Source organism: Butyricimonas hominis (assembly GCF_014287455.1).
Classification (GTDB): domain Bacteria; phylum Bacteroidota; class Bacteroidia; order Bacteroidales; family Marinifilaceae; genus Butyricimonas; species Butyricimonas muris.
On sequence record NZ_JACOOH010000005.1, the window covers coordinates 259,287 to 273,515 of the forward strand.

Annotated in this window: 13 protein-coding genes; 1 reads left to right on the plus strand and 12 read right to left on the minus strand. The window is 37.6% G+C overall.

Features of this window, described 5'->3' with window-relative positions; translation table 11 throughout:
* Positions 1 to 115: 115 nt before the first annotated feature.
* From H8S64_RS12555 to H8S64_RS12565, 3 genes are read right to left on the minus strand one after another with little or no spacing between them, the layout of a single operon-like run.
* Positions 116 to 964 carry a glycosyltransferase family 2 protein gene (locus tag H8S64_RS12555; protein WP_186976347.1) on the minus strand — a complete coding sequence of 283 codons (849 nt, stop codon included), beginning with the start codon at positions 962 to 964 and terminating at the stop codon, positions 116 to 118.
* Positions 965 to 986: 22 nt separating this feature from the next.
* Positions 987 to 1,745, minus strand: a complete 759-nt coding sequence (locus tag H8S64_RS12560; RefSeq protein ID WP_186976348.1) for a glycosyltransferase family 32 protein — start codon at positions 1,743 to 1,745, stop codon at positions 987 to 989.
* 5 nt (positions 1,746 to 1,750) lie between these two features.
* On the minus strand, positions 1,751 to 2,866 hold the full coding sequence (locus H8S64_RS12565) for a glycosyltransferase family protein (RefSeq protein ID WP_186976648.1): 1,116 nt from the start codon (positions 2,864 to 2,866) through the stop codon (positions 1,751 to 1,753).
* Between the two features lie 285 nt (positions 2,867 to 3,151).
* Here H8S64_RS12565 and H8S64_RS12570 point away from each other — a divergent pair, with 285 nt between their 5' ends.
* Complete coding sequence (locus tag H8S64_RS12570; protein ID WP_186976349.1) at positions 3,152 to 4,612, plus strand: lipopolysaccharide biosynthesis protein; 1,461 nt, start codon at positions 3,152 to 3,154, stop codon at positions 4,610 to 4,612.
* Positions 4,613 to 4,688: 76 nt separating this feature from the next.
* On the opposite strand, the gene H8S64_RS12575 is transcribed toward H8S64_RS12570, so the two are convergent.
* The 9 genes from H8S64_RS12575 to H8S64_RS12615 are packed head-to-tail and all read right to left on the minus strand — an operon-like array spanning position 4,689 to position 14,228.
* The gene (locus H8S64_RS12575) at positions 4,689 to 6,293 is read right to left on the minus strand and encodes a hypothetical protein (RefSeq protein ID WP_186976350.1); all 1,605 of its coding nucleotides are present in this window, start codon (positions 6,291 to 6,293) and stop codon (positions 4,689 to 4,691) included.
* A gap of 39 nt (positions 6,294 to 6,332) precedes the next feature.
* On the minus strand, positions 6,333 to 7,274 hold the full coding sequence (locus tag H8S64_RS12580; protein WP_186976351.1) for a glycosyltransferase: 942 nt from the start codon (positions 7,272 to 7,274) through the stop codon (positions 6,333 to 6,335).
* A gap of 15 nt (positions 7,275 to 7,289) precedes the next feature.
* Positions 7,290 to 7,907, minus strand: a complete 618-nt coding sequence (locus H8S64_RS12585) for an acyltransferase (RefSeq protein ID WP_186976352.1) — start codon at positions 7,905 to 7,907, stop codon at positions 7,290 to 7,292.
* 29 nt (positions 7,908 to 7,936) lie between these two features.
* Positions 7,937 to 8,647: an OmpA/MotB family protein gene (locus H8S64_RS12590; protein ID WP_186976353.1), complete on the minus strand. Its 711-nt coding sequence runs from the start codon at positions 8,645 to 8,647 to the stop codon at positions 7,937 to 7,939.
* Between the two features lie 18 nt (positions 8,648 to 8,665).
* Positions 8,666 to 9,607 (minus strand): hypothetical protein, encoded by a 942-nt coding sequence (locus tag H8S64_RS12595; protein WP_186976354.1) that lies wholly within the window; start codon positions 9,605 to 9,607, stop codon positions 8,666 to 8,668.
* Positions 9,600 to 10,730 (minus strand): glycosyltransferase family 4 protein, encoded by a 1,131-nt coding sequence (locus H8S64_RS12600; RefSeq protein ID WP_186976355.1) that lies wholly within the window; start codon positions 10,728 to 10,730, stop codon positions 9,600 to 9,602. Before H8S64_RS12600 ends, H8S64_RS12595 begins: the two co-directional genes overlap by 8 nt.
* A gap of 10 nt (positions 10,731 to 10,740) precedes the next feature.
* A complete protein-coding gene (locus tag H8S64_RS12605; RefSeq protein ID WP_186976356.1) occupies positions 10,741 to 11,919 on the minus strand; it encodes a glycosyltransferase family 2 protein in 1,179 nt (392 codons plus the stop codon).
* A 1-nt stretch (position 11,920) separates the two neighbouring features.
* The gene (locus H8S64_RS12610) at positions 11,921 to 12,820 is read right to left on the minus strand and encodes a glycosyltransferase family 2 protein (RefSeq protein WP_186976357.1); all 900 of its coding nucleotides are present in this window, start codon (positions 12,818 to 12,820) and stop codon (positions 11,921 to 11,923) included.
* A complete protein-coding gene (locus H8S64_RS12615; RefSeq protein ID WP_186976358.1) occupies positions 12,804 to 14,228 on the minus strand; it encodes an O-antigen ligase family protein in 1,425 nt (474 codons plus the stop codon). The genes H8S64_RS12610 and H8S64_RS12615 overlap by 17 nt, the downstream gene beginning before the upstream one ends.
* Position 14,229: the final 1 nt, after the last annotated feature.

Sequence of the window (14,229 nt, forward strand, 5' to 3'; positions counted from 1 at the left end):
CCTATAATCTTTCATATAGAAACATTGGAGCGGAACTGCTCATACACCGTTCAATAGGGATGTCTTCCCTAGGTCTTCTTTGGGAATGTATTGGGTTCTCGGTAGGTAATGATAGTCATTTTATTAAATTGGATTCCTCATCTTTATATTCTTCTTTTTTGGAGAATAGGCCACCGAAATTCTTTACTGTTTTGACAGCTCTGATTTTAAAACTATTGAAGAATGAACCGTCAGCCCCTACTGTTCCATAACCCGTGACGGCACGGGCTTTGCGGGTACGGACAAAGCGAATTTTTCCGTATTTCTTTAAGCCGAATGCCATGGAACCATCTTCTCCTCGTTTGATTTCTACCCGGTAACCGACTTTTTTGCCATATTCGATGTTATAGGCGAAAACAAGTCCCCTGACACTGAGTTCCGGACGTTTAAAAGATTGCAGAAATAGATGGGTATCCCGTAAAAATTCATATAGTTTGACACCTAACCAAGGATGTTGTTTATCCGGGATATAACTCCAAAGGGAGGAAACGGCAACTATACCCGGTTTTTCTAATACTTTGACTAAGGTTTCGATGTATTTCGGGGGATACATGGTGTCGGAGTCGATACAAATGTAATATTTTCCTCGGGCATGATTCAATCCGCAACGGCGGGCGAAACCGCAACTATGTTCGTATTCCGTGTAATAGGGGACGCCGGTCATTTTAAAGATTTCGGCAGTTCTGTCAGATGAGTCGTTATCCACTCCGATAATTTCTATCGGGTATTTACACGTGCTATCACTTAATGACCAAAGGTTTGCCAGTAGATGCTTTTCTTCATTATACGCTATAACGACCACTGAAACCAGCGGAGAATCATTTTGTATTTTACTGATTTTTGTTTTTACTTCGTGAATAATTTCTTGGGGTACTTCTTGTAATGGTTTTTCGTATACGGAGAGATATTTTTTATACCAAGTCATGATTATGAGGGTTTTAATTCTTTTATTTGAATCTTTGTGGTAATATGATACGCTCGATTTTTCGGATAAAATTGTAACCGAATACACGGATCATTATTGTGCGGGTTCTATAATATATCTTGGCTTTGTGTGAAAACCATGAGTTCTGATAGTGATGAATCGCGTACGTGTTGGGAGTGATTAAGACTTCCCTTGAATCGAATACTTTGGGAGAAAAGTATTCGTCGGGCATCACGAGAATCTCTTTCCGGAAGTCCATATTTTTTATATTTTTCATCTCTGAGGCATCAAGATAGTGAATGGGTTTGAGTTTTTGAATCTCTTCCACCATGATTTCCGGTAGTTTCCTGATATCTAGTGATGAGTCTTTTTTTATGAAGGTTTTATTCGTGTAGTAGTTTAAACAAGTTTTAATCCATACTGTTCCTTTTTCTGCTCCCAGTATAGCTGCTTCTATGGTTCCCGCTTTCTCTGCACCCATGAAATACGGGAAATGTAATAGATCGTTGAAACTTTTCAATACTTCCACGTCTGAATCCAAGTATATACCCCCGTAATTGTATAAGGCATAGAAGCGGATATAGTCTGCCGCGAATGCATATTTCTTTTTGTCAAAAGCCTGTTTTACCCAAATGCTTTCGTCTAAATTGAATCGTTTTGTATCCCATAACATGATCTCGTAGTCCGGAAGGTACTTCTTCCACGATTTAAGGCATTTTTTTATTTTTGGAGGATAATCATCATTGCTCAACCAGCATAAATGGATAATTTTAGGTATCATGTTGTTTATATTTTTATTGAGTCTATTACTTTTTTCATTTGTTCTTTCCACGATAGGTGTTTAATTGCTTCTCTTATTTTCGTGGGAGTCAAATTTGTACTGTTATAGAAATTAATGACTTGTTGGACATCCACGGGACTTTCGTCTGCCGGAATCTTCATGATATAGGGCATATTTTCAAAATCTTCATCTATCTCCGAGTAGATGAAAGGGATTCCTCTGGCGGCATACTCCCTGTTTTTAAGAGTTTTGATATTTGTGATTCCGCTTCGATGGCGTCCGAGGCTACCAATACCTAAATCACATTGTTCGAAAATATTGTCAAGGTTTTGTCCATGTTGTCGTCCGTGGAGGATAACATAGGGCTGTAAATGGTTTTCCTCGATGACCGGAATACATTCATCCCGTTCTCGTTGGGCGGTAAATTCACCAACAATATGAAAGTAAACTTTATATTGGGGATGAGTCGTGTAATAATTGGCCAATCCTTTCAGTAAACGATCGTAGCCATGCCAGTAATGAATTTCGGCTACACCTATGAGATGAATTTGGTTTGATGTGTCATTAATTTTTTGTTTTATCGGAATTTCGTTAAAATCAATTCCGTTTGAGAGTTGTAATGTGGGGATTCCGAATATGGTCGAATGATTTGAAAATGTGATAATACGATCTAAATATTTTGCAAATTGTTTTCTGAAACATTTGTCAATGAATAATTGAAGTTTCATGAAAGACGAGGTGTACTCTTGATCATACGGGTATGTTGGAATTTCCATGACAATATGTATTCCGTTTTCCTTTATTTTACGAACAAGATTGATCGTGAACGGGTTAGCGTTATGGTCGGAACGAATGTACACGAGGTTTATTCGATTTTTAATAGCGTAACGGGCTATTGAATTGAATTCGAAACGTTTATATAGTTTCCCTTTAAGTCCGTTACCGTAATCGGCTAAGATTATACGGTCAACCATGCGATATTTTATTCCATTTTCTTCAGAAAGATAACAGAAGTGTGTTTCTTGCTGATTGGCTTGAAATGCATGGAGTTGATAATTAATTTTTTTACTGATGCCATTAGATGCACTTAAACCATGAAATATGAGAAATAAAACTTTCATATTATTAGCTGCTGTTAAATAAAGTCTATATGTTGATTTTCTCATGGCAAATATACGTAAATAATGTAGACAATATGGGGAAAAGGGATTTCTTTATGGGTGGAAAATATACTTTGTAGCTTGTTTTTTGTCATTTTATAATAATACATGGAGATTTCATGATATCATTGTTTCTCTGTTTTTTTTGTCTATTTTTGCGATGTGGAAATGTGAGAGAAATGTGCGTTAATTTGTGAGGAATCTGTACATATATTCAAATATTGAGTCTTTAGAGTAAAAATAACTATGTCTAATATAAAACAGCAACTTGCTTCGGGGGTGTTTTATACCGCGGTAGCAAAATATACCGGGGTTTTGGTGTCTATTGTGATAACAGGTATTTTATCTCGGTTGTTGACCGCAGAAGAGTATGGAACGATTATTCCGGTTGTTGTTCTAATTAACTTTTTTACGATTTTTGGAGATATCGGTATAGGACCTGCCATTATCCAGAATAAAGACTTGTCGGGAAGAGAGATTAATTCATTATTTTCCTTTACCATTCTTATGGGAATTGTATTATCCGGTTTGTTTTTTTGTGGTTCTTGGCTAATTGCTCGCGTGTACGAGTCGGATATACTTGTCGTGTTGTGCCAGTTACTTTCTATATCGTTGTTTTTTTCTTGTGCTAATGTGGTAACTAATGCTTTGCTGTATAAAGCAAAACTATTTAAGTATTTGGCTATACGTTCCTTGATCGCACAGGTTGTTGCGGGACTGATTTCGATAGTTGCCGCTTACTGTGGAGCAGGTATTTACGCTCTTGTTATCCAGTCTATATTGTCATGTGTCTTTTTGTTTTTGGTGAGTTATATAAAAAATCCCCTCAAATTATGTTTCAAAGATTTTGAATGGAGTGCTCTAAAAAAAATACGTCATTTTTCATCCTATCAATTTTTATTTGACATATTGAATTATTTCTCTGTAAATCTTGACAAATTATTGATTAGTAGGTTTATAGGAGCGAGCGAACTCGGGTATTACGATAAATCGTATAAGTTAATGCAAATGCCTATGCAGAATATTCCATTCGTGATTACTCCGGTAATGCACCCGATCTTTTGCGAAATGCAAGATAATCTGAGTAAAATGTGTACCTATTACACGAAAGTTGTACGCTTCCTTGCTTTTGTTGGTTTCCCTTTATCTATTCTGTTGTTTTTTTCAGGTGAAGAACTTATCTATATCATATTTGGTAAACAGTGGACGGCTTCCATTCCTGCATTTAAGATTTTGGTGCTTTCCGTTGGTTTTCAGATTATATTGTCAACTTCCGGATCTATATTCCAGTCCGCCGGGGTTACTAAATTTTTATTCCTTTCGGGCGTGTTGTCCACGATTACGATAGTGATAGCTACTATGGTCGGTTTATTGCTTTTTGGTTCAATCGAGGCAATCAGTTTTTTTCTGGTATGTGCTTTTATCATTAATTTTTTCCAGACCTATATAATCATGTATTGTATTTTGTTCCGGGTGGGATTAATAATATTTATTAAAAATCTTTTGTCACCTTTATTGCTTACGCTTATTTTGGGATTAGTTTTATTTTTTGTGGCTTTGCTTACCGTGCAATTTAATGATATAGTTTCTCTTTTCATCAAAGGATGTGTAGCATTGCTTATTGCTTTTATCTACATACAATTTACCGGAGAGTATGATATTATTCAGAAAATGAGAGAATTGAGGTGTATGTTTTTAAAAAGATGAAACCATGGATTCTCGTATTGTTTCCTGTTTTGAGAAATAAGCACCGGTTATTCTGTTGAAGTCGTATTAGAGATTGTTATTCTCGCGTAGGAAAGTATTCTTTTTGAAAGCCTTCAAACCAGTTATTTGATGTGTATGAAAAATGCTTGGTTTTTAACGTCTTTGTGATTACATTCTTGTGTTGGTCTTGGGCAAGGTGTTTATAGTAATTCCTGCTTTTGATGCGTCCTGACAAGTAGGAGATAAAAGAAAAGATAGATAAAGGACGCATCGGACAGAAATGGGTCGTTTCAATTTTGCTGATTTTCTTGTTTAATCGTTCCATCAGAATTTTAGGAATAAAATAGAATCTTCCGAAAGTTCGTTTGCTGCCGAGATAATGGTAGGGGATTTTCAATCCAGCTTCGATAACGGGGTAAGTACCGAAGACTTCATATTGTTTCCCAAATATGTTCGTGGCAGAGATGAAAGAAGAAGAAAAAAATCCTGTCTCTAAAAGTTGAAAAATCCTGATATAATCTTTAGGTTCTTCAAATTCTAATTTGTAGTGTGCGTGTATATCTTCAAATTCATCATGTAAGGATTGCTTGAATTGATGGTAATAATTTTCATCAGCTTCTATTATTTCTTTTATCTTTTGTAAATAGGCTTCTACTAATTCATTATAATTATTATATGGAAATGCGGTGTACAATTCTGTTCCAAAAGTTCCGCCGAATTCCAAGGCACCTCTGTTTTTCGTCTGAAATAACTGCGTCATGATCAGATTCTCACGGGGAGCCATGCCATCTGTCATAAAGTAGAAATCTTCTATTTGTTTTTGTGGGTCTGTTTCATAAACTTTTAACGGCATAGAGAGCGCTTTTGCAACCTTTTGGGCTACGGACATATCTAACGAGTCAACGTCTTTCCGGGAAGATATTCTTATTTTGTAGTTCGTGTAATATTTTTGGATCAGAGTGGTTACGAACCGACTGTCGAATCCTCCTGTGATAGTGGTATATATTTCTTCGTTCTGAAATTTAGTGTGATAGATCGTGTTTTGTAATGTTGCATATGTGTAATTACGGAGTTTTTTTAGCGATTCGATCTTCACGTTGTCAATCATGAACTGATAGTCTTTTACTTGAATGGTATTCGAGTTCGTGTCAATTTTCAGATATTCGTATGCCCGGAGTCTTTTGATGTTGTCATTTAAAGTTGTATTACCCAGCCATGTCGGGTACAAACAATGTCGCATCGCCAGAAATTCAAAGGCTTTATACTCGTTTACCTGATTTCCTTGAAATTGATGCAGTACCCCGAATGATGAACACACGGATTGCTCCTTCTGGGCGTAATATATATTACGGGTTTGAAGAAAATCAGAAAATAAATATATTGAATCTTCTTTATGCAGAATGACGATGTATTGACCTAATAATTGTTTTTTTATTTCTGCAATTTGGTGTTCGTCAAAATCTGATAACAAATTCGCGAGGTATATTTCTATAGGGCGATGAGTGGTGTAGGCATATCCTAATATCGTGATACTGTTATTGCTTTGTTCTACGTGTGTTGTGGTATTGTTATTATAGAACGTGGTAAAATCTTTTGTAATATGACGTTTGTTTGAATATAATTTATTGAACTTGAGGATGCTGTCGTTGGTGATGCCGGGTTTATAATAAAAGTCTGCCATATTTGTGAGATTTACGATATTAGAAATAATGTTTTAGAATTATCCCAATTTGTGGAATGATAAGAATGATTTGAATAATAGTATGCAAATCGTTTTGTTGGTAACATACCTTTTATACTTCTTCCGGCATATTTTTGTAATTGTCAACCGTTCTTTAAAAGGAATCAAGCTACAATTTTTGACTGCAGCTTCCAGCATTCGGGTCAGATGGGAGTGGATTAATGAATGATGTTCCGGGTGTTGGTCGGAATAGCGTTCCAGTTCATCCGTAACGACAAAATAACCTTGAATGTTTTTCATGGTAAATTTGCTTGTTACAATCGAATTGTTCCTGATTCGTCTTTTGAAGAAAGTTTGTTTGATGTATTTTACACGGGATGCCTTTAAATATAATAAAGCCGTGTACAATTCATCTTCATGTAAGATATGCGGGTAAAATTGAATTTGATTCTGTCGAATAAAATCCGAGCTAACGAGGCTTAGACAAGCGGAACTACGGTAATTCCATGTATCATATTGTTTTTTTAGCAATTCTGCGCCATTCCAAACTTTGTTTTCAATATCCAAGTTTCGTTGATAGTGGTATGTTCTTGAAAGTTTATCATCATCATAGAAACTTTCAGCATCAAAAAAGACAAAATCCAATTGCTCTGTTATACATTCTTGATAACACGTTTTCAATGCATTATTGGTTAATAAATCATCACTGTCCATGAAATAAATGAACTCTCCTTTTACTTTTTTCAATCCGGTATTTCTAGCGATAGAGAGGCCTTGATTTGATTGGTTGTAAACTGTTATTCTTCGGTCTTGTTCTGCCAAAAGATTAATGATGGAGAGGCTGTTATCAGTAGAGCCGTCATTGATGACGATGATTTCTATGTCTTGTAAAGTTTGTTGCATGATCGATTCCACCGATTCTTTCACGTACTTTTCCGTGTTGTAGACTGGAATTATGACACTGACTTTCGGATGATTCATATACTATTGTGATATTTACAATTTAGTCCATTCTTGACTTGAAAAATTATATTGTTTGATAATTTTTCCCGGATTACCAACAACAATAGAGTAAGGCGGAACATCTCGAATAACAACGCTACCTGCCCCGATAACCGAATGTTTGCCTATTGTGATTCCCGCGAGGATAACCGAGTTTGCTCCAATCCAAACATCATCTTCAATGATGACTTCGGATGTATTTACTCCTTGTGAAATAATCGTTTTATCGGGATCGGAATAATTGTGATTGAGTCCTGAAATAATAATGTTTTGTGCGAGGTTGACATTATTGCCGATTTTAACAGGACCGATAATCGTGTTGCCTAATCCTATGCGGCTACGAGAGCCTATCGTGATCGCTCCAACCATATTATTGATTGTCGAAAAACTTTCGATAACAGATTTTTCGCCAAGTTCAAATGAATTGAAAGGCACGATATCTTTTCGAATGTTGCTGTAAATAACTGACCTCCGGCCTCTTTTTATATAGAAAGGTTGGAAAAGTCTGAGCCACCCGCGAGGACGGGTTTTTACAGGATGTACAAGGAGATTGAGAATGAATGATTTCAAACCCTGTTTGGTTTTGAGTTTTTCTTTTATGCTTTTTCTCATACTTCTCTCGGTTTATTTTTTGTGAATCCTCATGATTTGGACTTACTCTGTTCCAGAATGGTGATGATCTGTTGTTCTGCATTGGTTTTTATTTTGAATTCAACCCGTCGAGAACGTTCTTGATCTTCAGCCCGGTCGTTGTTGTAAATAAGTTTACTGGAAGAAAGACCGTTAGCGGTGAGTTTATTCTTTACCCAAAGGAATAATTCTTCATCTTTTATTTGTGATAACACGTATTCCAAAACTTTGCGTGTTCTGTCTTGGGAAAGTTCCATGTTATTAAAGTAGGCTTGACGAGGGGAGGATTCTCCATACCATTCGCTGGAGGTATGTCCTTCGATTCTAATTTCTTCGATATATTCTTTGTATTTAGGCTCGGTTAATATCTGTATAAAACGAGGGAAAAAACTGTCCAAAATACTTTTAAAATGGTCGTTCAATTCTGCACTACCCACTTTGAATAGAATTTCAGGATTCTCGAAACGGATAGAAAGAGTCAATGAATCCAAGACTGCGTTCCAGATTTGGAGATTCTTAGCGAATTCTTCCTTTAAATCATGAGTGATTTCCACTTGTGTTTTTTCATAAGTCTGTGCTATAGAAGTTATTTGACTGTTTTTCTGACTTACACTTCTCATGTACACGATGGAAATAAAAAGAAAGATAATCATGAGTACAGACATCAAATCCGAGATTGACATCCATTGGTTTTCTTCTTTTGATGATTTAAATATCTTCATGATTTACAAATAGATGGTTTATTCGCTGTCATTCATTTTTTTGTAAAGGGTATCATGATCCGTGGATAGCTTTTTAACAATGGTCATTAATGTTTTGGTAAATTTCTCCAATTCAGTTAATTCCCGCTCGTATTTTTCTTCCATTCGGGTCAGTTGCGAATTCATTTGTTGTTCGGAACCTTTTATGAAATCGCCGAATGATGACACTTGCTCCATGAAAGCATGACTCTGTTTCATGTTCATGTTATTGGTTTTTCCCAAGAACGTTTCGATATTCTTGTTCGTTTCTTCCAGTTTTAAAAGTGTATCACGGAGTTGTTCCTGCATGGTTTGCGTGAACTCTTGGGCATGTGCCATGTATTGCAATTGTTGTTCTTGTATATCGTGTATTTTGAGAATCGTTTGATTTATTTGTTCTGATACCTTGTTATCCAAACGGGCGATGACCATTTGTAATGTTTCAGTAAGGGCTTCCGTGTTTAAAGAGAGTTCCCGGGAAGTTATTTTCAAAAGATTATCATTTAAGGATTGGAAGTTATCTCCCAAATGTTCGTTTGATTGCTTGATTACTTGAATAAGTTCATTGGAATCTGCAGTCTTCGTGTTTTTCTCGATGTTTCCGAGTAATTCGAATAATTGTTTATCCGTGAATTCTTCTTGGTGCTCCTCTTCTTTCTTCATTCCATAGACTGTGGGAGTAAGTTTAAGCAATAAGGATGCTAACATTCCTGCGATAGAGGTCAGAAATGCTGTTTTCAGTCCTTCCAATAATTGAGGAATGGAAAGGTCTATTTGTTCGACATTAAAAAGCCATAAACCATACATGATTCCCCCGAAAGTTCCGAGTAGCCCTAGGCTGACCACCGTAGAACTTAGTAGCTGGATGTTAAACCACTTCCGTCCAATGTATGGGAATAGAAATATAGCTAGCGAGCTGATAATGGATATATAGTCACTCATGATCTTGCTTTTTAATAGATTGATATACTTTTAATAACTGTTCCGCCGTATGTTGCCAAGAGAATTGTTTAGTCCTTTCCAGTCCATAGGCGATTTGTTGTTCACGATACCCTGCATCTTGTTCCAGTTTCAATATCTGAGCGGCAATTGCGTCGGCATCCGTCGGGTCTACCAGTATTGCGCCTTCTCCTGCGACTTCGGGAATTGCGGAGGTGTTGGACGTGACGACCGGGGTACCGCACGCCATTGCTTCCAACAACGGAATCCCGAAACTTTCCCGCAATGACGTGTAAAGGAATATTTTAGCGCCATTGTAAATTGCCGGAAGGTCAGAATGAGTGATATACCCGGGGGAATAGAGCATAGGTTTTATTTCTTCAATTCCTTCCTGTTTTAATATCTGATGGATGATTTCTTCTTTTAAATCTGCGATCAACAAAGGGAGAGGATTTGAAGATTGTTTCACGTAAATGCTATATGCTTTTAGTGTGCATGGAGTATTCTTTTTCGGATCGGTGTTACCGAGGAAAAATAAATATTCTTTAGCAGGTATATATTTTTTCGTGACGGTATAAGTTTCTTTCAAAGGATGGAAGCGGTTACTAAAACCGTTATGAATGGCGATAATCTGTTCTTCCGGCAGATGTAATGTTTCACGAATCCTGTTGCATTCGAACTGTGATACGGTGATGATTTGTTTGCATTTTGCCAATACGCGGGGAACAACAAAACGGCGATAATACCAGCCCATATTCTGGTACATGGATGTATTGTTGTGTGCCCTTTTTTCAAGGAAAATGATATCATGCAACGTGAGAACAAGTGGCGCCGGACAGAATAAAGGGGCGGTGTTGCTTGTGCAGTGTATGATATCCGGTTTTATCTCGCGTATAGCCGAAGGCAAGGCGACTTGTTCCCACAAGGGATAAGTCGGGCATTTTATTTCGACAATATGGACATTGTCCGATGCCTGTAAGCATCGGTCTTCTCCGGGAGCGACCAGTATATAGTACTCGTTCTCGTGATCAGTCTTCTGTAGTTCCCGAATTGTTTCGAGAGCCACGAAATCCATCCCGTGTTTATTTGTCCGAAAAATCCGTTGTGCTTCAATTGCTATTTTCATGGGCATAATATTATAGGGTGGAAGAACCGTTTTTTTCGGTGGTGACAAACTTTTTATTCATGCCTTTCATCCGGAATAAATTAGCTACCATCATGATAAATAACAGGGGGAGTTTGTTGATTGATTTTTTGAATTGCTCATCAACGAGTTTATCCGGTATGGCGAGGCATAGCGTGATGCCCATGACGAGAAACAATCCCCACCATTTCAGTGCAAGCGGCCAATCTACAATTTGCATAACGCATCCCATCACGATAATTCCACCAAACAAAATTAGGCGAGGGGGGAGCATCCATTGAATCAATTTATCGCTATAATCGATATTTCCGGTGATAATAGCTTTCGGAAGATCCTTGAAAACACGTCCCCACTGGGCGAATTGGGTAGCCAACCAGCGGCGGCGCTGATTGTAGAAGCCTTTTTCTCCTTGAGTTTTCTCGTCATACACGTATACCTCGTCCAAGTATTCTATAAAAATTCTTTGTTTAAGTAGTAGAATTTCCAACTCTTTATCCTCGCCCGCGGTAGATAGATATTTGACATTGTCATGGAACCATTGGTAATTGAAAGCCATTCCGGAACCGATGAGGGCAGAGGAAACTCCTAATCTTACATGTCCGCGACGGAAGATGGAATTATTCACTTCTTCACTGAGGCCATCCAACACGGCAATTTCCGTGTTGCGGTTTTTAGCTGTCCTGTGTGCCTGAATGGCTTGTATCCCGGCATCAAAGACTTTGTTTATTTCTTGTAAGAAATTTGTATCGACAACATTGTCTGCATCCAGAATCACGACAATATCAAATTCGTCCTGTCGGAAGTGATTCATGGCAAAATTAAGCGCTTTCGCCTTGGAACTTTCGGGATAGTCTGCCTTTAGTAAGGTGATCGGGAGTTGTGATAAACGGTCATTGGTTGCCTCTTGCATGTGGTCGGATATAACAACCACGTCATAAAGTTCCCGCGGGTAGTTCTGTTTTAGAAAAGATTCCACGACGGATACGATTATCCGGTCTTCTTTGTAGGCGGGAAAAAGTATGGCAAATCGATGTTGTTTCTTTGCTTGTGGGTAATATGATTTTCTTGTCCCCAGAGAAGCAAGAGAATATATTAACGGATACGCCACGGCAATGCTTGCCAAAATCCAACATATATATTCGAATAGATATAAGATTTCCTGAATATTCATATTATTCCCTTTTATGTTTTAAACGAAAAAAGTCTACACACCCTTCAAAAATAGCTCTTGCTTGTGCCGATTTTGCATGTAGCAAATTTACGACAATATTTTTGAAATCAGCAATTAGAAGCTGATAGATTAACGAAATAAACAATGTTCTCCCGTGTCGGTTTCGCCACGTGTATAACAGACGATTGCGGGTGAGATAGTAGGTCTTTAACGGACTGTCTTTTCCCGTGCTGCAACTTTCTTTGTGGTATATCGTGCAACGGGGTTCATACCGGAGTTGATACCCGTGATTCCGCATCCGGGTACACCAATCCATTTCTTCATAGTAAAGGAAATAGATTTCCGGCATCAATCCGATGTTTTCTATTACTTCACGTTTTACTATCATGGCTGCTCCATGAAGAAAATGGGTTGCTTTCGGAACGTCAAATTGACCTTTATCCGGTTCATTATAACCGATAGCCCGGTTGCGTAATGTATATTTGCTTAACGGGGTGAATCCCGCGAATTGTATGTTCCGGGGCGGAAAGGCAAATTTGATTTTCGGACTTACGGCTCCGATGTCTGATGAACTCATCAGTGTTTCATATAAATAGACCAAACTATCGTCAGATACAAGCGTATCGTTATTCAGCAGGAAGATACATTTTCCTTTTGCAACACAAATACCTAAATTGTTACCCCCAGAAAAGCCTAGATTCCGTTCACTGCGGATGCTCTGAATGTATGGGTATTTTGCCTGCAATATTTTTGCCTCATTCTGTACTGACCCATTATCCACGACAATGACCTCGTACGAACATTTTTGAGGGTTTTGTTGTAGGGATTCTATTAATTGCTCTGTCTCTTGTAGACCGTTGTAATTAATAGTAACAATGGATATATCAGGCTGTTGCTTCATGCTCGGCTAATTCTTTATCATAATAGGGTGCAACAAACAGGAATACAAATAAAATATTGATGAGGATTCCATTGGGATAGGTTGTGATATCATTCGCGTAAGCTGCTACAAATACTCCGGCAAGTCCTGCAATGATTGAGAATAAAATGTTTCTCAGTTGTTTGTCTTTAACGATAAACATGGCGATATATGAGGCTCGTATAAAAATGATTACTAATAGCGAAAGATAGAGTGAGATGCCGACAATTCCCGTTTCTATCCAGTACATGGTAAGTAATGAATCCGGCGGTAATTTTGACAATTTACTATCTATGTCGAAACGCTCCATACGTCCTCCGCTTAGTCCTAAACCGATACCAAAAGGTTTGTCTCTCATTAAGGGTTTCATTTTTTCTTTGTTAATTTCCCGTACTTTAAAAGAAGCATCTTCTTTATCAAAAGTAGAACGAACTCGCCAAATTAGAGGATTACTATCACCTATTCTTGTTTGGGTTAATATGAATAATATGACAATAAGCAGACCTCCGGATAAGATCAAATATTTAATATTTTTGCATAATACCGTGTATGCACATAATCCGGCTAACGGGATCACTACTGCACTTCGTGTCCCGGATATCAGTAATCCGTAACAAGAGGCTCCGGCTGCTCCCCAGAATAGTAATTTTACCCATCGTGTTTTCATGAAAAAACCAGAAATGCCGAAAACAGTCATAGAGAGTCCCATGGTAATGCCAAAGTTTGCAGCATCTGAAAAAAACGAGAAGAAGCGAATACCGGAATAAATCAAGTGGGTCCTAGCACCATCCTCGACAAACAGCCAATGGAGTTCTGCGGCATCGAAACCGCGGTTTTTCTGCCAGTATCCTTTCATAGCTGCTAAAATGGATAGGATAGCCCATAAAATCAAAAGCCAGTGAAAATCTTTGAACCGGGGAAATATGACCGGAATAATAATAGCACTTATCAGAGCGAAAATGGCATATCCGTTTATGGAAATCAACCAAGCTTCGCTAACTGCTAACGGATTGAATAATTCTAACAAGCAATAAAGGAACCATATAAACCAGACAACAGTCAATAAATTGAAACCTCGTTTCCAATCGTATGTTTGAAAAATACTTTTCAAGAAAAATATAACCAGAATACCTATTGATAAGGCGAACATGAGCACTCCGATTTTCATCGGAATATATCGACTGATACCTGTAATCACGTAATTCACAATGAAAAAAGCGTAGAAATAATATTGTTTCTGTCCAAATTTTGCGGTAGCAATAACTATTAACGGTAAACAAGCGAAAAGAAGGGATGGAACTATCCCTCCCTTTAGTGTCAATAAATATATAGCACATAGACCAATAATGAAAATGGTCGCTTTTATATAAGATGAGCCATTTTTAAGCATC

Bases quoted from the DNA above. Each gene is read 5' to 3' on its own strand.
- H8S64_RS12555 (WP_186976347.1), bottom strand. From the start codon at position 964: ATGACTTGGTATAAAAAATATCTCTCCGTATACGAAAAACCATTACAA.
- H8S64_RS12560 (WP_186976348.1), bottom strand. From the start codon at position 1,745: ATGATACCTAAAATTATCCATTTATGCTGGTTGAGCAATGATGATTAT.
- H8S64_RS12565 (WP_186976648.1), bottom strand. From the start codon at position 2,866: ATGAAAGTTTTATTTCTCATATTTCATGGTTTAAGTGCATCTAATGGC.
- H8S64_RS12570 (WP_186976349.1), top strand. From the start codon at position 3,152: ATGTCTAATATAAAACAGCAACTTGCTTCGGGGGTGTTTTATACCGCG.
- H8S64_RS12575 (WP_186976350.1), bottom strand. From the start codon at position 6,293: ATGGCAGACTTTTATTATAAACCCGGCATCACCAACGACAGCATCCTC.
- H8S64_RS12580 (WP_186976351.1), bottom strand. From the start codon at position 7,274: ATGAATCATCCGAAAGTCAGTGTCATAATTCCAGTCTACAACACGGAA.
- H8S64_RS12585 (WP_186976352.1), bottom strand. From the start codon at position 7,907: ATGAGAAAAAGCATAAAAGAAAAACTCAAAACCAAACAGGGTTTGAAA.
- H8S64_RS12590 (WP_186976353.1), bottom strand. From the start codon at position 8,647: ATGAAGATATTTAAATCATCAAAAGAAGAAAACCAATGGATGTCAATC.
- H8S64_RS12595 (WP_186976354.1), bottom strand. From the start codon at position 9,607: ATGAGTGACTATATATCCATTATCAGCTCGCTAGCTATATTTCTATTC.
- H8S64_RS12600 (WP_186976355.1), bottom strand. From the start codon at position 10,730: ATGAAAATAGCAATTGAAGCACAACGGATTTTTCGGACAAATAAACAC.
- H8S64_RS12605 (WP_186976356.1), bottom strand. From the start codon at position 11,919: ATGAATATTCAGGAAATCTTATATCTATTCGAATATATATGTTGGATT.
- H8S64_RS12610 (WP_186976357.1), bottom strand. From the start codon at position 12,820: ATGAAGCAACAGCCTGATATATCCATTGTTACTATTAATTACAACGGT.
- H8S64_RS12615 (WP_186976358.1), bottom strand. From the start codon at position 14,228: ATGCTTAAAAATGGCTCATCTTATATAAAAGCGACCATTTTCATTATT.